Source organism: Halomonas sp. BM-2019 (genome assembly GCF_017584085.1).
In genome coordinates this window covers 1,910,222-1,927,846 of sequence record NZ_CP071922.1, presented here as the reverse complement: position 1 = coordinate 1,927,846, position 17,625 = coordinate 1,910,222, and the positions used below count along the sequence as shown (strand labels likewise).

General features: G+C 67.5%; 17 protein-coding genes. 3 read left to right on the top strand and 14 right to left on the bottom strand.

The genetic code is table 11. The annotated features are described in order from the left end of the window. Positions 1 to 70: 70 nt before the first annotated feature. The 11 genes from era to rpoE form a co-directional block, all read right to left on the bottom strand. Positions 71 to 970, bottom strand: coding sequence for a GTPase Era (gene era, locus J5F18_RS09725; RefSeq protein ID WP_346302037.1), 900 nt, complete (start codon positions 968 to 970; stop codon positions 71 to 73). Then, positions 967 to 1,671, bottom strand: coding sequence for a ribonuclease III (gene rnc, locus J5F18_RS09720; protein ID WP_346302036.1), 705 nt, complete (start codon positions 1,669 to 1,671; stop codon positions 967 to 969). The genes era and rnc overlap by 4 nt, the downstream gene beginning before the upstream one ends. 99 nt (positions 1,672 to 1,770) lie before the next feature. Beyond that, positions 1,771 to 2,574 (bottom strand): signal peptidase I, encoded by an 804-nt coding sequence (gene lepB, locus J5F18_RS09715; protein ID WP_346302035.1) that lies wholly within the window; start codon positions 2,572 to 2,574, stop codon positions 1,771 to 1,773. 27 nt (positions 2,575 to 2,601) lie between these two features. After that, positions 2,602 to 4,419: a translation elongation factor 4 gene (gene lepA, locus J5F18_RS09710; protein ID WP_346302034.1), complete on the bottom strand. Its 1,818-nt coding sequence runs from the start codon at positions 4,417 to 4,419 to the stop codon at positions 2,602 to 2,604. Positions 4,420 to 4,600: 181 nt separating this feature from the next. Continuing rightward, positions 4,601 to 4,987 carry a hypothetical protein gene (locus tag J5F18_RS09705; RefSeq protein ID WP_346302033.1) on the bottom strand — a complete coding sequence of 129 codons (387 nt, stop codon included), beginning with the start codon at positions 4,985 to 4,987 and terminating at the stop codon, positions 4,601 to 4,603. 20 nt (positions 4,988 to 5,007) lie between these two features. After that, the gene (locus tag J5F18_RS09700) at positions 5,008 to 5,346 is read right to left on the bottom strand and encodes a hypothetical protein (protein WP_346302032.1); all 339 of its coding nucleotides are present in this window, start codon (positions 5,344 to 5,346) and stop codon (positions 5,008 to 5,010) included. 342 nt (positions 5,347 to 5,688) lie between these two features. Continuing rightward, a complete protein-coding gene (locus tag J5F18_RS09695; protein ID WP_346302031.1) occupies positions 5,689 to 6,663 on the bottom strand; it encodes an Rpn family recombination-promoting nuclease/putative transposase in 975 nt (324 codons plus the stop codon). A gap of 211 nt (positions 6,664 to 6,874) precedes the next feature. Then, complete coding sequence (locus J5F18_RS09690; RefSeq protein ID WP_346302030.1) at positions 6,875 to 8,296, bottom strand: DegQ family serine endoprotease; 1,422 nt, start codon at positions 8,294 to 8,296, stop codon at positions 6,875 to 6,877. 72 nt (positions 8,297 to 8,368) lie between these two features. Continuing rightward, positions 8,369 to 9,346 carry a MucB/RseB C-terminal domain-containing protein gene (locus J5F18_RS09685; protein WP_346302029.1) on the bottom strand — a complete coding sequence of 326 codons (978 nt, stop codon included), beginning with the start codon at positions 9,344 to 9,346 and terminating at the stop codon, positions 8,369 to 8,371. 15 nt (positions 9,347 to 9,361) lie between these two features. Next, positions 9,362 to 10,060: an RseA family anti-sigma factor gene (locus tag J5F18_RS09680; RefSeq protein ID WP_346302028.1), complete on the bottom strand. Its 699-nt coding sequence runs from the start codon at positions 10,058 to 10,060 to the stop codon at positions 9,362 to 9,364. A gap of 192 nt (positions 10,061 to 10,252) precedes the next feature. Then, positions 10,253 to 10,858, bottom strand: a complete 606-nt coding sequence (gene rpoE / locus J5F18_RS09675; RefSeq protein WP_346302027.1) for an RNA polymerase sigma factor RpoE — start codon at positions 10,856 to 10,858, stop codon at positions 10,253 to 10,255. A 324-nt stretch (positions 10,859 to 11,182) separates the two neighbouring features. Between rpoE and J5F18_RS09670 the strand changes: the two genes are divergently transcribed. Then, positions 11,183 to 12,262: a 3-deoxy-7-phosphoheptulonate synthase gene (locus tag J5F18_RS09670; protein WP_346302026.1), complete on the top strand. Its 1,080-nt coding sequence runs from the start codon at positions 11,183 to 11,185 to the stop codon at positions 12,260 to 12,262. A gap of 51 nt (positions 12,263 to 12,313) precedes the next feature. Here the strand turns inward: J5F18_RS09670 and dinG are convergent, their stop codons facing one another. Together dinG and rhlB are read right to left on the bottom strand one after the other, a co-directional pair. Beyond that, complete coding sequence (gene dinG, locus J5F18_RS09665) at positions 12,314 to 14,452, bottom strand: ATP-dependent DNA helicase DinG (RefSeq protein WP_346302025.1); 2,139 nt, start codon at positions 14,450 to 14,452, stop codon at positions 12,314 to 12,316. A 4-nt stretch (positions 14,453 to 14,456) separates the two neighbouring features. Further along, complete coding sequence (gene rhlB / locus J5F18_RS09660; RefSeq protein WP_346302024.1) at positions 14,457 to 15,734, bottom strand: ATP-dependent RNA helicase RhlB; 1,278 nt, start codon at positions 15,732 to 15,734, stop codon at positions 14,457 to 14,459. Positions 15,735 to 15,892: 158 nt separating this feature from the next. On the opposite strand from rhlB, the gene J5F18_RS09655 reads away from it, so the two are divergent. Continuing rightward, positions 15,893 to 16,147, top strand: coding sequence for a hypothetical protein (locus J5F18_RS09655; RefSeq protein WP_346302023.1), 255 nt, complete (start codon positions 15,893 to 15,895; stop codon positions 16,145 to 16,147). Further along, complete coding sequence (xthA, locus tag J5F18_RS09650) at positions 16,147 to 16,974, top strand: exodeoxyribonuclease III (protein ID WP_346302022.1); 828 nt, start codon at positions 16,147 to 16,149, stop codon at positions 16,972 to 16,974. Before J5F18_RS09655 ends, xthA begins: the two co-directional genes overlap by 1 nt. A 4-nt stretch (positions 16,975 to 16,978) precedes the next feature. Here the strand turns inward: xthA and J5F18_RS09645 are convergent. Continuing rightward, positions 16,979 to 17,625 (bottom strand): TonB family protein (locus J5F18_RS09645; RefSeq protein ID WP_346302021.1); only part of this gene is annotated, 647 nt, incomplete at its 5' end.

Sequence of the window (17,625 nt, the reverse complement as noted above, 5' to 3'; positions counted from 1 at the left end):
CCACCAGCGCGCTGGTCTCGCGATAGGGGCGCTTGTGCAGCAGGAAGGCCGGTTCAGGCGTCATGGCGCCTCAGTCGAGGTTGTAGCCCAGGCTCTTGAGGGCCCGCTCGTCGTCGGACCAGCCGCGCTTCACCTTGACCCAGAGATTGAGCATCACCTTGGCGCCGAAGGCGCGCTCCATGTCGAGGCGCGCCTCGCGGCCGATGCTCTTGATCCGCTCGCCGTTCTCGCCGATCAGGATCTTCTTCTGCCCGGCACGCTCCACCAGGATCAGGGCGCTGATATGCACCACCCGCCCCTCGTCGCGGAACTCCTCGATCTCCACGGTCATCTGGTAGGGCAGCTCGTCGCCGAGCTGGCGCATGACCTTTTCGCGCACCAGCTCGGCGGCCAGGAAACGTTGGCTCTTGTCGGTGACCTGGTCCTCGGGGAAGAAGTGCACGCTCTCGGGCAGGTGCCGGGCCACCTCGGCCTCCAGCTCCGGCACGTTGGTGCCGTGCTTGGCGGAGATCGGCACGATGGCGGCGAACTCGCGCTTGGCGCCGATCTCCTCGAGCCAGGGCAGCAGGCTCGCCTTGTCCTGCAGGCGATCGACCTTGTTGACCGCCAGGATCACCGGCGCCTCGATGTTCGCCAGGCGCTTCAGCACGATCTGGTCCTCGTCGCTCCAGCGGGTGCGATCGATGATGAAGACCACGCAGTCGACGTCACGCAGGGCCTGGGTGGCGGCCTGGTTCATGAAGCGGTTGATGGCCTTGTTGCGATCCTTGGCCATGATATGGATGCCCGGCGTGTCCACATAGATGAACTGCGCTTCGCCCTCGGTCTTGATGCCCATCACCTGGTGGCGGGTGGTCTGGGGCCGGCGCGAGGTGATGGAGATCTTCTGGCCGAGGATGCGGTTCATCAGCGTCGACTTGCCGACGTTGGGGCGACCGACGATGGCCACGAAACCACAGGTCTGGGTCATGAGCGGGCTCCCTGGGGGTTGGCCTTGGCGGGCTCGAGCTGGGTCAGGGCCTGTTCGGCGGCCTGCTGCTCGGCGTGGCGCCGGCTGGCGCCGACCCCGGTGGTGTGACGATCGAGCATCTCCACATGGCACTCCACGGTGAAGGTCTGGGCATGCGCCTCACCCTCCACGCTGACCACCTCGTAGCGAGGCAGGGGGACCTGGCGCGACTGCAGGAACTCCTGGAGCCGGGTCTTGGGGTCCTTCTGGGTGTCCTGCAGGCTGGTGTTTTCCAGCCGCGCGGCATACCAGGCCAGGACCCGACCGCGCACGGCCTCCATGCCGGCATCCAGGTAGATGGCGCCGATCACCGCCTCGACGGCATCGGCCAGGATCGACTCACGGCGATGGCCGCCGCTCTTCATCTCCCCGGAACCCAGCCGCAGGTGCTCACCGAAGCCCATCTCGCGGGCCAGCTCGGCCAGGGTCTGCCCCTTGACCAGGCGGGCTCGCAGGCGCGACAGCTGCCCCTCCCGGGCATCGGGAAAGCGCCGGAACAGCGCCTCGGCAATGACGAAGTTGACGATGGAGTCGCCGAGGAACTCGAGGCGTTCGTTGTTCTGGCCGCCGACGCTGCGGTGTGTCATGGCCAGTTCCAGCAGGGCGATATCCCCGAAGGTATGGCCCAGGCGTCGACTGAAGGCGTTGAGGGAGTGGCTCACGAATGTCCTGTTAGCTTGATGACTTGGGGCGGCAGGGCCCTGGCGGACGGCGGACTCCTGCGCGCCGGAGCCCGTAACGAGTCGCGGGCCTCCACTGGCTCACTGGATGCGCCGGACACTGGAGAAGCTCGGCAGGCCGCCATCCCAGTGCATCCAGACGGCGAAGGCGCGACCGACGATGTTCTCCTCCGGCACGAAGCCCCAGTAGCGGCTGTCGTTGGAGTGATCGCGGTTGTCGCCCAGGGTGAAGTAGTGGCCTTCCGGCACCACCAGTTCGCGCATCTGCGGGCCCGGGTCACGGGGATTATTGTAGATGTGGTGCTCCGCCTCGCCCAGCTGCTCGGCCAGCAGCAGCTCACCGGGGGCCCCGGACGGGCTCTCCTCCAGGAGGCGCTTGGGCACCGGCTCGCCGTTGACGTAGAGCTGCTTGCCCTCGTAGCGCACGCTGTCGCCGGGCAGGCCGACGACGCGCTTGATGAAGTTCACCGAGGGCTCGTTGGGAAAGCGGAACACCATGACGTCGCCGCGCTCCGGCTCGTTGAGTTCAACGAGGCGGGTATGCACCACCGGCAGGCGCAGGCCATAGGTGAACTTGTTGACCAGGATGAAGTCGCCCACCTCCAGGGTCGGCCGCATGGAGCCCGAGGGGATCTGGAAGGGCTCCACCACGAAGCTGCGCAGCACCAGCACCACCAGGAGCACCGGGAAGAAGGAGCGCGCGTAGTCCACCGGCCAGGGCTCCTTGAGCACCTTGTCGCGGGTGGCGGGATCGAGGCCCTCGGTGGTACCGGCCTCGGCGGTGGCGACGGCGCGGCGGCGGGCGGGGCGCCACCAGACGAGGTCCAGCAGCCAGATCAGGCCGGTGATGGCCACGGCCACCACCAGCAGCAGAGAGAAGTCCATGGGGTTTGGCGTTCCTAGGTTGTCAAATCAGTCATTGACCTTGAGCACGGCGAGGAAGGCGTCCTGGGGGATCTCCACCCGGCCGACCTGCTTCATACGTTTCTTGCCCGCCTTCTGCTTCTCGAGCAGCTTCTTCTTGCGGCTGACGTCGCCACCGTAGCACTTGGCGGTGACGTTCTTGCGCAGCGCCTTGACGGTGGAGCGGGCCACCACCTGGCCACCGATGGCGGCCTGGATGGCCACGTCGAACATCTGGCGGGGAATCAGCTCCTTCATCTTCTCGACCAGCAGCCGGCCACGGCCGTGGGCGTGGTCGCGGTGGATGATCACCGCCAGGGCGTCGACCTTGTCGCCATTGATCAGCACGTCCAGGCGCACCAGCTTGGCCGCCTGGAAGCGCTCGAAGCCGTAGTCCAGCGACGCATAGCCCTTGGAGATCGACTTCAGGCGGTCGAAGAAGTCCATCACCACCTCGGACATCGGCAGCTCGTAGGTGAGCTGGATCTGGCTGCCGAGGAACTGCATGTCCTTCTGGGTGCCGCGGCGATTCTCGCATTCGGCGATGACGTTGCCGACGAACTCCTGGGGCACCAGGATGCTGGCCCGCACGATGGGCTCGCGCATCTCCTCCACGTCGGCCATGTCGGGGAGCTTGGAGGGGTTGGAGACATACAGCAGATCGCCGTTCTTCATGGCCAGCTCGTAGACCACGGTGGGTGCGGTGGTCAGCAGGTCGAGGTTGTACTCCCGCTCGAGCCGCTCCTGGATGATCTCCATGTGCAGGGTGCCGAGGAAGCCGACCCGGAAGCCGAAGCCCAGGGCGTCGGAGTTCTCCGGCTCGTACTCCAGCGAGGCATCGTTGAGCGCCAGCTTCTCCAGGGCGTCGCGGAAGTCCTCGTAGTCGTCGGCGCTGACCGGGAACATCCCGGCGTAGACCTGGGGCTTGACCTTCTGGAAGCCGGGCAGGCGCTCGACCTCCGGGGTCTTGGCGTGGGTGATGGTGTCCCCCACCGGGGCGCCCTGGATCTCCTTGATACCGGCCACCACGAAGCCTACCTCGCCGGCGCGCAGCACGTCGGTCTCCTTGCGAAGCGGCGTGAAGATGCCCACCTCGTTGGCCTGCCAGTCGCGGCCGGTGGACTTGATGCGGATCTTCTCGCCCTTCTTCAGGGTGCCGTCGAAGATCCGCACCAGCGAGACCACGCCCAGGTAGTTGTCGAACCAGGAGTCGATGATCAGCGCCTGCAGCGGCGCGTCGGGGTCGCCCTTGGGCGGCGGGATATCACGCACCAGGCGTTCGAGCAGGGCGTCAATGCCCAGGCCGCTCTTGGCCGAGACCTGGCAGGCGTCGGTGGCGTCCAGGCCGATGATCTCCTCGATCTCGTGGGCGACCTTGTCCGGGTCGGCCTGGGGCAGGTCCATCTTGTTGAGCACCGGCAGCACCTCGAGGCCCTGCTCGATGGCGGTGTAGCAGTTGGCCACCGACTGCGCCTCGACGCCCTGGGCGGCATCCACCACCAGCAGCGCGCCCTCGCAGGCGTAGAGCGAGCGCGAGACCTCATAGGAGAAGTCCACGTGGCCGGGGGTGTCGATGAAGTTGAGCTGGTAGGTATTGCCGTCCGGGGCGTGGTAGTCCAGGGTCACCGACTGGGCCTTGATGGTGATGCCGCGCTCCCGCTCGAGGTCCATGGAGTCGAGCACCTGCTCCTTCAGCTCGCGCTCGGTCAGGCCACCGCAGCTCTGGATCAGGCGGTCGGCCAGGGTCGACTTGCCGTGATCGATATGGGCGATGATCGAGAAGTTCCGTATGTGACTGATCTTGCTACGGTTTTCGCTATTAGACATGCATCAGAATCCGGTTCATGTACGCACCCATGTACGAGGCTGGGCAGGTACCCGAGCGAGCGCGAGAATCAAGGTTGGGCATATTGTACAGCGAGTAAGGGCGGGTTGTCGTCAGAGGCGGGCTGGGCCGGCGCCCCCCCGGTCAGACCGGTGGCATGGCAAGGTCTTGCTGGCACGTGCGTCAGATAGCAGGGGGCTGCCAGGGGGGTGACATGTCACAACTGATCTTCTCGGAGTCCCTCACCCACCGGAAATGAAAATATTTCCTGAAGGCTCGCGAGTGAAGGAGCTTCTCCGCGTCCTCCCTCACGTCGGCGAAGGTCACGCCATCGTAATCGACACCGGCACGCCGGAAGCTGACGTTTGCCTGGGGATGGCGCTCCATACGGTTCAGCAGGTCATAGTAGACGATCTGGCTGTCATCACGATGGATAAAGAACGCCAGCTCAAGCTCCGGGTCGGCACGCCGGACGTCGGCGAGGTCTTCAAGATATCCGAACGGCCCCGGCGGCTGACGAAATACAAGATGATTGGAAACACCGCCCTCAAGGCGGAGGTTGGCAAACATGTTCAGGGTCTGGGCGGTCTTCAGGCCCAGGTAGGGCACTTGCTGGGGGAGTAGCGCCCCTGTACCGGCGTGTCGTCGTTTCCAAGTAGCTCCGGATGGAAGTGCCGGGCGAGCTGCTGCAGATATCGTGCAGTCTCGCGGCGGCACACCGGATACTGGCTGAGCAGTTCCAGCACACAAAGCGCCCTCTGGAACTCCTCTCGTGACATCACGCCACGCAGCTGCTCCAGTTCCACCCGCATCGGACGATAACCGCGGAACCAGACGGCTTCAGCCAATGCCTTCACGTCATCGACCGCCCCATCCAGAGGACGCGAGCCGACGCGATACAGCCGTTTTCGTTTGAAAGAGACCATCATGACTCACCCTTACTGCGGTGATAATCGTCAACTGACACGGTCAAAATTACCCAACAAACGGGTTTCATCAATGCTGTGACTCTCGGCGTAGCTGAGCAACTTCCCGGATGGACAACCCCGTAATCTCTGAGATCATCCGATCATCCATCTCTGTTCGTGCAATGAGGTTAATAGCCGTCTCACGCTGCGTTTCAGCGCGGCCCTCCGCACGCTCTTTCCTTACCAAACTCTCCAAGTTCTCTGCCAGCATATCTCTATCCTCCACCAGACTGTTTAGCTGCTCCAGGTCGAGCCTGGCCTTGGAGGCTACACGCTGCAGGTGACGGCACAGCGACGAAAAGGCTACTGATTGAACATCTCATCCACGCTGTTGGCGAACAGGATATCGCGCAACCAGCTTTTCAGCTGAGCATGGTCTGCCCGATCAATTCGATCCTCTACCCAGCTCGGAACGTCACCAAATTTGAAGCTAAGCTGAGCGCGAAGATTATCGCGGGCTTCATCAAGGCGACCACGCTGCTCACCTTCCATTTGCTCTTTCTGAGCCCAGTTTTCAAGATTTTCTGCCAACATGTCTTTATCCTCCACCAAACTGTTGAGCTGATCCAGGTTGACTTCAGCTCCGAGCCGCTGAAGATGACGCTTGAGCCAGCGGGTGATGATCTTGTCGATACGGTCTTTGTGGGGGTCGGTCTGAATGATCGACACGATCCGATCCACGGCCTTCTGCAGCCCCTTCCTGTCCGTCGACGCCTTCTCGATGCTGAACACCCCGCTAAGCGGCGTCTGGCGTAGCCCCAGTTCCTCATCAGTGTAGCGCCCTTCATCGATCAGGTAGTAACGCAGGTGCGGCTGGTTGACCTGCAGGAAGCTCGGCGGTTCCGGCTGCACCATGTCGTAGATATCCTGCTTCGCCGTCCAGCGTTTGGCCCCGTTGTAGAGCACAATGGGCAGGATCGGTGGCATTCCCTGACCAACGGTCGTGACCTTGGTCTTGATCAGGTGGCTATAGAAGCAGGCGACGTAATGCATCAGCCGGATCGGCATGGTGCGGTCCACCGCGGACTGGAATTCCAGCAGAATGTAGAGGAAGACACGCTGAGTCATGCCTTCCCAGGTCACCTCCACCGACCAGACCACGTCCTCGAACTTCTCCTCGAACAGCGGCGTGATGTAGTTGCCACTGTGGTTCTTGAGCGTGGAGAAGTCCATCAGATCGGCGATCTCACTGGGTGCAAAACCCTCGATCAGCTGCTGAACGAACTCAGGGTAGCTGAACAGCTCCTTGTACCCAGTATCGTGATGGTTGCTGGCCATGCGCCCTCCTGCCGTAATGTCACCATGCTACCACATGGCCACTTGTCAAGTGCTACCGCAAGCTGCGCTTCCCCACACTATCTCCCTGCCGAGTAAAGAAAAAAACGTCACCAGCCCGCTCTGCCTCTCTACTCACTCGGTGTTGGTCAGCGCCCAGATACAGCGAACCCGGCGGCCAGGGCCGCCGGGTCAGAGTGCGCCGGAGGGTGACTCAGTCGCCGGCCAGCCGCAGGGCCACGAACAGCGAGCGGCCGTCGCGGTAGAGGCGCACCGGCACGGCGCGGTCGGTGGGCAGGTCGTTGACCAGCTCGACCAGCTGGGAGCCGTCGCCGACAGCCTGATGATCGATGCTCACCAGCACATCCCCGGGGCGGATGCCGGCCGCGGCGGCGGCGCCATTCGGGTCGACCTCGCGGACCCGCACGCCGCCCTCGATGCCGAGCTCCTCACGCTCGGCGCGCTCCAGTTCGCCCACCGAGACGCCGAGGCGGGCCTGGCGGCTCTCCTGGGGGCGGCTGGCGGTGGCCCGCTCGGCGTCGGGCCAGTCCTCCACGGTGACGCTGAGCTGGCGGCGCTCGCCATCACGCATCAGCTCGAGCTCCACCTCGCTGCCCGGCGCGTTACGGCCGATCAGCCGCGGCAGGGTGCTGGAGTCATGCACGCGGTTGCCGTCCACCTCGAGGATGACATCGCCGGCACGCAACCCGTCGCGGACTGCCGGGCCCTCGGGATCCAGGTCGGCGATCAGCGCCCCGCTGGGGCCGTCCATGCCGAAGGACTCCGCCAGGTCGCGGGAGACCGGCTGGATCATCACCCCGAGCCAGCCACGGCGCACCTGGCCGTCGTCGCGCAGCTGGTCGGCCACGTCCATGGCGACGTTGATGGGGATGGCAAACGACAGCCCCATGAAGCCGCCGCTGCGGGTGAAGATCTGGGAGTTGATGCCGATCACCTCGCCGTCCAGGTTGAACAGCGGCCCGCCGGAGTTGCCCGGGTTGATGGCCACGTCGGTTTGGATGAAGGGCACATAGGCGTCCCGCGGCAGGGTCCGGTCGATGGCGCTGATGATGCCGGCGGTCACCGAGTAGTCGAAACCGAAGGGCGAGCCGATGGCGGCGACCCACTCGCCCACCCGGAGGGTGTCGGAATCCCCCAGCTTGAGCGGCGGCAGCCCCTCGGCATCCACCTTGAGCAGCGCCACGTCGGTGCGATCATCGGCGCCGACCAGCTCGGCCTGGAGTTCGCGGCGGTCGTTGAGCCGCACCAGGATCTCGTCGGCCCCCTCCACCACATGGGCGTTGGTGAGGATGTAGCCCTCCTCGCTGATGATGAAGCCGGAGCCCAGCGACTGGCGCTCCTGGGGCCGGCCGGGCGCCTGCCCCCCGGGCGGCGCCGGGAAGCGATCACCGAAGAAGTGGCGGAAGATCTCCGGCAGCTCCTGGCCGCCGAAGCCCTGGAAGGGATTGTCGCGGCTCGGCACCGTGCGACTGGTGGAGATGTTGACGACGCCGGGGGCGGCCTCCTCCACCAGCACGGTGAAGTCGGGCAGCTCCCGGGCGGTGGCCGACTGCCAGGCCAACAGGATCGCGGCCAGCAGCATCCACAGGGAGAGGGGGCGGATCATGCGCATCATGAGGCTCCTGCGATGGGTCGTGACGACGAAGGTTGAGTTCTCGGGTTGCGGATTCAAGGGCCTGGCGCCGGATCAGGGAGACGGCGCCTCCTGCCACTCCAGGCCGTCGGCCACCCTGAGCAGCACCCGCGGCGGCATCTCGCCCATGACCACCAGCTGGCGCGGCTCGCCCCCCAGGTCGCGGTGGCGCACCGCGGCGTTGGAGACCCCCAGCCGATGCAGCCCCGGCGCCAGCAGTTCCGCCTGGTCGAGGGGGGCCACGAACACGCTCAGGGTGGAGAGCCCATCGCTGTAGAGGCGGTGAATGATCTCCTCGCCGTGGCGGGCGCTGCGGGTATCCACCGGCTGCGAGGTGAAGCCCTCGGGCAACCAGCCCAGCCGCCAGGGGTCTGCCGGTGCCTCGCGCTGACGGTCGAGCACCACCTCTCCCTGGTGCAGGCGCGGGCGCTCCAGCGCGGTGAGCTGAAAGGTTTCCAGGGGGCGACCGGTCTCGTCGAGCAGGGTCTGCTTGAGGGTCAGCCCCGTGGCCTGGTCGAGCCACAGGCGGTGGCCGAAACGGAAGCTGTCGAGGGGCGCGATGTCGAGGCGACGCGCTCGGCGATTGGCGATGCGCTCCTCGCCACCCAGCTGCAGGCGATAGAGGCCATCCACGCGTTCGACGATGCCGGCCGGCGACGGGGGAGCCTCGCCGGCCTCTCCCGCCCAGCCCAGGCGCCCGATACGGCCGCGACGCTCGAACACCATGGGCGGGCCGTCGAGGAAGGTCGCCACACCCCGCTCGATGCCATCGCGCACCTCATGGCTGATCGCCAGGGTGCGCACCCCGTCGTAGCCGATGCGCACCGCATGGGCCTCGTAGAGGTAACAGTGGCCGGCCCACAGGCTGCGTTCGAACCAGCCGAGCGCGGACTCCGGCCGCGGCTGATCCTCGAGGGTTCGGCAGTCGAAGCGCTCTTCCTCGACCTCGGCATGGGCCACCGGGAAGCTGCCGACCAGGAGCAGGAGGCCGAGGGCGATCGCCAGGCGACCAGACAGACGGGATGCAGTCACCGGCACCCCCCGCGTTCAGCGCTGACCGAGGCTGTCGGCACCGCTGGCGCGCAGCAGCGGCATCCACGCATCGCCGCTGCGGTAGGCGGCGCCCTCGGCGTGCCGGTCGAGGTAGGACTGCAGCAGGCGAGCCTGCTCCTCGTCAGCCAGCAGCGACTGGCGCTGCCCCGGCGCCATGAACATGGGAGGAGCCTCGCCACCGGCCCCCACGGTCATCAGGCCCTGGCCGCCGCCCTGGGGCAGCTGGAAGAGCGGGAGGTCGACCAGAGAGGGCCGCGAGACCCCACCCTCGGCACCGGAGAGGCCGGCCGGGGCCGGCTGGGCAGAGGAGCCGCCGGCCATGCCGGGCTCCGCCGACGGCGAGTCGCCGCCGCCGTAGAACTGCACGCCGGTGATCACCATCAGCGACACCGCGGCGGCGATGCCGGCGCTGCGTGCCAGGGGGAGCGAGCGACGCGGGGCCGAGGCGTCGACGCCGGGTTCGAGCACCGGCGCCTCCTCGTCCTTGAGCCGCGCCATGATGCCGGCGGAGAGGTCGGTGGTGACGTCGATATCGGGCTCTCGACGCATCAGGCTGCGCATCAGGTGGTAACGACGCCAGGCGTCGGCGGCATCGGGGGAATCATCCAGCGTCCTGAGCAGCCGGCGCAGCTCAAGTTCGTCCCCCTCGTTATCCATTAGGGCAGAAAGCGACTCCCGTGCATTCTGACTCATTTCAACACCCTCAAAGTGGCAAGGCGCTCCGCCTTGCGCGCTCGTTATCAGCCTGGTATCGACATTAGCGCTGGGCCGGGAATGTCGATGCAATCTCCGCCTCGGGGCGGATCGAACACTGCTTCTGACGCCAAAGGCGACGGACAGTTCAGCCAATCGACAAAAAGTGTGCAGGCGACCGCGGCGACGGCCTCACTCCTCCACAGGCTCGCGGTTTCGGGCGGTGGTGACCAGCGGCTGGATATGCTGATCCACCGCTTCCCGCGCGCGAAAGATCCGCGAGCGCACCGTGCCCACCGGGCACTGCATGATGTTGGCGATATCCTCGTAGGAGAGCCCCTCGAGCTCGCGCAGGGTGATCGCCGTGCGCAGGTCGTCGGGCAGGTTATCGATCGCCTCGAACACCGCCGCCTCGAGCTGGTCGCGGGCCATGGCCGCCTCGGGGGTCTCGGTATCCGCCAGGCGCCCGCTGTGGTCGACGATCTCGGCGTCGACGATATCCAGGTCGCTGCCCGGCGGGCGGCGCCCCCGTGACACCAGGTGGTTCTTGGCGGTGTTGATGGCGATGCGGTACATCCAGGTGTAGAAGGCGCTCTCGGCGCGGAACTTGCCCAGCGCCCGATAGGCCTTGATGAAGGCCTCCTGGGCCACGTCCTGCACCTCGGCATGATCGTGCACATAGCGGCCGATCAGGCCGATGATCTTGTGCTGGTACTTCCTCACCAGCAGGTCGAAGGCGCGGCTATCGCCCCGCTGGGCGCGCTCGACGAGCTGCTGGTCGGTCTCCCTGGCGCCCATTCACCCCCTCCCTGACAGACGATGAAGAAGGCGCGGGGAAGGCGCCCGGGGAGCAGCGGTCATGTTGGAGAATGCATGCATGGTGTCAACCTGGAGCCCTGAGGGCAGCGAAGTGTCCGGGGCCGTAGCCCAAAGTCGCACAAGTGTTCCCGTTTCTCGAGCATTCATCAACCCGACCTCCCCAATGGGGCGGCGCGTAGAGGGACCACCGCAGCGCGACAGGGTTCCCCCGATTGATCACCGAGGGCCCGACGGGTGTATAGTAGAGGCATCCGGATCACGCGCCCTAGGGGCCATCAGCGCAGCCACGACACAGGTAGCCGAATGACAGATCAGCAGGTCAGCAACCTCAACGTCCTCGCCCAGGACGTGCTTATTACCCCCGAAGCCCTCAAGCAGGAGATCCCGCTCACCGAGGCCGCCGAGCGGACCGTCATCGAGGGCCGCCAGACCATTCAGCGCATCCTCGACGGCGAGGACCCTCGCCTGCTGGTGGTGGTGGGCCCCTGCTCCATCCACGACGTGGACGCCGCCCTCGACTATGCCCGCCACCTGCGGCGCCTGGCCGATGAGGTGAAGGATAGCCTCTACATCGTGATGCGCGTCTACTTCGAGAAGCCGCGCACCACCGTGGGCTGGAAGGGGCTGATCAACGACCCTCACCTCAACGGCTCCTTCGAGATCGAGGAGGGGCTGCATATCGCCCGCCGGCTGCTGGTGGAGCTGGCCGAGATGGGCCTGCCCCTGGCCACCGAGGCCCTCGACCCGATCTCCCCGCAATACATCCAGGACTGCATCAGCTGGTCGGCCATCGGCGCCCGCACCACCGAGTCCCAGACCCACCGCGAGATGTCCTCCGGCCTCTCCTGCCCGGTCGGCTTCAAGAACGGCACCGACGGCAGCCTGGACGTCGCGGTCAATGCCCTGCAGTCGGTCGCCCATCCGCACAACTTCCTGGGCATCGACTACGCCGGCCGGGTGGCGATCATTCGCACCCGCGGCAACCCCTACGGCCACGTGGTGCTGCGCGGCGGCAACGGCAAGCCGAACTACGACAGCGTCAGCGTGGCGCTGGCCGAGCAGGAGCTGAAGAAGGCGGGCATCAAGCCCAACATCATGATCGACTGCTCCCATGCCAACTCCAACAAGGACCCGGCCCTGCAGCCGCTGGTGCTCGAGAACGTCACCAACCAGATCCTCGAGGGCAACCGCTCGATCATCGGCCTGATGGTCGAGTCCAACCTCGGCTGGGGTAGCCAGAAGGTGCCCGAGGACCTGAGCCAGCTGCAGTACGGCGTCTCCATCACCGATGCCTGCATCGACTGGGACACCACCGACCGGGCCTTCAAGGAGATGAACGCCAAGCTGGCCCCGGTGCTGGCCAAGCGGCGCCAGGCCGCCTGACCCCCATCACACCGACCACACCCGCGGGCCCGCGCTCGTTTGCCATCCGGCTTACTGGCGGACGCCGTCGATCTCGCGCACGAAGGGCGGCAGGGCGTCGAGCAGGGCGCGACCGTAGCGCCGGGTCAGCACCCGGCGGTCGAGCAGGGTGATGCGACCGCGGTCGGCCTCCTTGCGGATCAGCCGGCCGCAGGCCTGGACCAGCTTGATGGAGGCGTCCGGGACGCTGATGCGCATGAAGGGGTTGCCGCCCTGGCGCTCGATCCACTCGGCGAGCGTCGCCCCCACCGGGTCGTCGGGCACCGCGAAGGGCAGCCGGGTGATCACCACGTGGGTGAGGTAGTCGCCGGGCAGGTCGATCCCCTCGGCGAAGCTCGCCAGGCCGAAGATGATGCTGCCCTCCCCCGCATCCACCCGCGCCCGGTGGCGGCTGATCAGCTCGCGCTTGGGCAGCCGGTCCTGGGCCAGTACCCGCCCCGCCAGGGCCTTGGGCAGCGCCTTCTCCACGGCGCGCAGCTGGGCCCGGGACGAAAACAGCGCGAGCACCGCCTCCTTCTCCCCCAGGGCCTGGACGAAGTCGACGATGGCCCGCTCGTGGCCTTCGCGATCGGCGGGATCGACGGCCTCCCGGGGCACGCTGAGCACCGCCCGGGAGTAGTCGAAGGGGCTCGGCAGACGCTGGTAGCGGTAGCGGTTGGCCAGGCCCGCCCGCTCCTGCAGGCGCTCGAAGCGCCCGAGTGCCGTCAGCGTGGCCGAGGTGACCACGGCGCCGAAGGTGGCCCCCCACAGGCTCTTGGCCAGGGTGTGGGCCGCCGAGACCGGGCTCGCCGAGAAGGTCAGCTCCGGGTCGCCCCCGAAGCGCTCGAGGGTCAGCCAGCGGGCCCGGGGCGGCTCGCCCTCGGGGTCGCTCTCGGCGAAGGCCTGCCACAGCGCATGGGCCTCCAGGGCGCGGCCGTGGAGCAGGGCGATCAGCGGCAGCCAGGCCTCGGCCTGCTCCCGGGGGAGCCCGGTGTGCTTCTCGGGGTCAAGGCTCTCGCGCAGGATGTCGGCCATGCTCTCCAGGGTGCGGGAGAGCTCGGCGAAGATCACCAGCAGGGCGCCGGCCAGGTCGCGCAGGGGTTCGGGGGCACGCCCCATCTCGAAGCGATGCTGGCGCGCCTCCTCGCCCTCGGCGAGCCCCTCGGGGCGGCCGGCGAGCCGGTGGCCCAGGGCGAAGGCCTCACCCAGCTTGGGCTCCAGGGCCTCGAGGGCCTGGGGCAACGTGGCCAAAAGCCGCCGCAGGGTGGGCTGCACCGCCAGGGCCTGGTTGAGCTCGGTGAGCGACTTCTTCAGGGTGCGCAGCCAGCCCAGCGCGCCGCCCACGGCGAAGCGGTGGGTGAAGTGGTTGAGCGCCTTGTCGGGCAGGTGGTGCGCCTCGTCGAAGACATGGATGCAGTCGCCGGGGGCGGGCAGCACCACGCCGCCGCCCAGGGAGAGGTCGGCCAGAACCAGGTCGTGGTTGGCGACGATGATATCGGCCTGCTCGAGATCGCGCCGGGCGCGGAAGAAGGCGCAGGCGCCGAAGTGGCCGCAGCGGCGGTTGGTGCACTGGCGATGGTCCACGGTGAGCCGGCGCCAGTGGGCATCCTCGATGGCCTCGGGCCAGCTGTCGCGATCGCCGGCCCAGCGGCCGTTGCCGTAGGCCTCGCCCAGGGAGCCGGCCAGGGCCTGGAACTCATCGCCGCCGCTGGCGAGCTCCCGCTCGAAGAGCGACAGGGTGGGGTTCTCCTCGGCGCCCTCCAGGGCCTGGTCGAGGCGCGCCACGCAGACGTAGCGACCGCGCCCCTTGGCCAGGGCGTAGCCGAAGTCGATACCGCTGTGGGCCTTGAGGGCAGGCAGGTCCTGGTGGAGCACCTGCTCCTGGAGCGCCACGGTGGCGGTGGCCACCACCAGGCGCTTGCCGCGGGCGCGGGCCACCGGCAGCGCGGCCAGCAGGTAGGCCAGGGTCTTGCCGGTGCCGGTGCCCGCCTCGAGCACGCAGACGTGCTCGTCGCTCAAGCGCTTGCCGGCCTCGTCGGCCTCGATGCCCGCCAGGGTACGGGCGATCTCGGCGATCATCAGCCGCTGGCCATAGCGGGGCGTCAGGTCGAGGCCCTCGAGCACGCGACGGTAGGCGGCCTGGATCTCGCCCTTCAGGGCCTCGTCGAGCATGGGCTCAGAGCAGGCCTTCCGGAGGGTGCTCGCAGGGCAGCCTGTCGCCGATGAAGCGTTCGATCTCGGGCAGGGAGAAGGCGTCCTCCTCGCCCACGAAGCTGATCGAGACGCCCTTGGCGCCGGCGCGGCCGGTGCGACCGATGCGGTGCACGTAGTCCTCCGGGTCCTCCGGCAGGGTGTAGTTGATCACATGGCTGACATCCTCGATATGGATGCCGCGACCGGCCACATCGGTGGCCACCAGCACCTGGATCTCGCCCTCCCGGAACTGCTCCAGGGTCCGGATACGCTGGTTCTGGGGCACGTCGCCGGAGAGCATGGCGGCATTGATGCCCGCCTTGCGCAGCAGCTCGTCGAGCTTGCGCACCAGGTCGCGGCGGTTGCCGAAGACCATCACCCGGTCGAAGCTCTCCTGCTGGAGCAGCTTTATCAGCAGGCGCTGCTTGTCGGCATCGCTGACCAGGTAGACCCGCTGATCGATATCGGCGGCATTCTCCACCGTGACCGCGATCTCGACATGGGTCGGCTCATGGGTCCACTGGCTGGCCAGGTTGAGGATGTCCTCGGTGAAGGTGGCCGAGAAGAGGAAGGTCTGGCGCTCCTCCTTCTTCGGGGTGTGGCGGATGATGCGCTTGACGTCCGGAATGAAGCCCATGGAGAGCATGCGGTCGGCCTCGTCGAGCACCAGCACCTCGACCTGGGTCAGGTCGACGTCACGCTTCTGGTGGAAGTCGAGCAGCCGGCCCGGCGTCGCCACCAGGATGTCCAGGCGGTCGCCCAGCGCCTCGCGCTGCTTCTGGTAGTCCATGCCGCCGACCACGCTGGCGACCTTGAGATCGGTGAAGCGGGCCAGGGCCTTGGCATCCTTCTCGATCTGCAGCGCCAGCTCACGGGTCGGCGCGACGATCAGGGCCCGCGGGGCACCGGGCTTCTGGGCGTTGGGGGCCTCCTCCTCGAGGAAGTAGGCGAGGATCGAGATCAGGAAGGCGGCGGTCTTGCCGGTGCCGGTCTGGGCCTTGCCGACCACGTCGCCGCCCAGCAGGGTGTGGGTCAGCGCCTCGGCCTGGATCGGGGTACAGTACTCGAAGCCCAGGGCGTGGATGGCCCGCATCAGCGGCAGCGGCAGATCGAAGTCATGGAAGCGCCACTTGCCCGCCACGGCAAGCACCTGGAACTGGCGCAGGTCCCAGCCGGAGGCGCTGCGGCGCCTCGGCTTGCTACGACGGCGCTTGGGCTTGTGATTCTGGGCCGGTGCGTTGATCTGATCCGACTCGCTCATAGGCTGCTGTCTGTCCGTTTCGATGGTTGGGTGCATAACACAAGCGCGCATTGTAGCAGCCTCCAGGACGAAGGGCGCGCCTCCTGAGCGAAGCGCTGTGGTCGGCACCGCCCACGGGGGGCTGGTAGAATACGCGCCAGACCAGAGGAGTTTTCCCCATGACCCGTCGCAAGAAGACCCGCTCGCTGGCCGACAAGGTGCAGATCCGCACCGGCCGGCGCAAGGACTACAAGAAGTGGCGCCACGAGAATCCCGACCAGGTGACCTCGTCGACCCGCTACACCCAGAAGAAGCGCCAGCAGCGCAAGATCCAGGCCGCCCGCAAGCTGGCCCGCCAGGAGGCCGGCCAGCCGATCGCCATCCACCCCGAGCGCAAGCCCCCGGACACCGACCAGGGAGGCGCGGAGAGCTGATGCGCCTGGTCTCGTTCAATATCAACGGCATTCGCGCCCGGCCGCACCAGCTCGAGGCCCTGGTGGACGCCCACCGCCCGGCGGTGATCGGCCTGCAGGAAACCAAGGTACAGGACGCGGAGTTCCCCCGCGAGGCCGTGGAGGCCCTGGGCTATCGGGTGGTCTTTCACGGCCAGAAGGGCCACTACGGCGTGGCCATGATGGTCGACGTCGCCCAGTGCGGCGAACCCGAAACGGTCCACTACGGCTTCCCCGACGACGACGAGGCGGCCCAGCGCCGCCTGATCGGGGTGCGCCTGCGCCCGGCGGGCGGCGAGCCGCTGTGGGTGTGGAACGGCTACTTCCCCCAGGGCGAGAATGTCGCGCACCCGGTGAAGTTTCCCCACAAGCGCGACTTCTACGCCCAGCTCAAGCGGCTGCTGGAGACGCACCATCGCCCCGACGAGCGCCTGGCGGTGATGGGTGACTTCAACATCTCCCCCGAGGAGATCGATATCGGCATCGGCGAGGCCAACCGCAAGCGCTGGCTGCGCGACGGCAAGACCAGCTTCCAGCCGGTGGAGCGCGAATGGCTCGAAGGCATCAAGGCCTGGGGCCTCACCGACAGCTACCGGGTCCGCTACCCGGAGGCGGACGACCGCTACAGCTGGTTCGACTACCGTTCCCGGGGTTTCGAGCGGGACCCGAAGCGCGGGCTGCGCATCGACCACATCCTGGTCACCGCCCCGCTGGCGGAGCGGGTGGTGGAGGCCGGCATCGACTACGCCCTGCGCGGTATGGAGAAGCCCTCCGACCACGCCCCGGTGTGGACCGAACTCGACCTCTGAGGGATCACCGCAGCTGGAACTCCAGCCGCTGGCGGGCGCGACGCAGGCGGCCATCGGCCTCGAAGCGCCACTCCCCCACCGCCTGCTCCGCGGCCTCCTCGAAGACCTGGCGCGGCCGGGCCTCCAGCACCCGGATGCTGGAGCGGTCGACGCTGCCATCGGGACGAATCAGGAACTCCAGCTCCACATACCCCTCCAGCCCGCGACGCTGGGCGCGCCGGGGGTAGCTCGGCGGCACCCGGCTGAGCGGCTCGGCCTCCCCCACCTCCACCGGCCCGCTATCGGCGGCCGCCTCCTGCTCACCGCTCTGTGCCGCCGGTGCGGGCTCGGCCGGCTCGGCGGGCGCCGGTGGCACCTCGGCCCGGGACGCGGGTTCCGGCTGTGGCTGTGGCTCCGGTTCCGGCTGTGGTTCCGGCTCCGGCTCCGGCTCCGGCTCCGGCTCCGGCTCCGGCAGGCTGATGCCATCGCGGCTCTCGGGCAAGGGCTCCGGCGCTTCCGGAGGCTCCGACGGGGCCTCCACGGGGTCGACCGGGGGTTCCGGGGGCAGCGACGCCAGCCGCAACGACATGGCCGGCTCCGGCGGCTCGACCGCCGGCTCGGGCGGGGTCACCAGCAGCGCCAGCAGCCAGAACAGCGCCGCGGCCAGGGCGG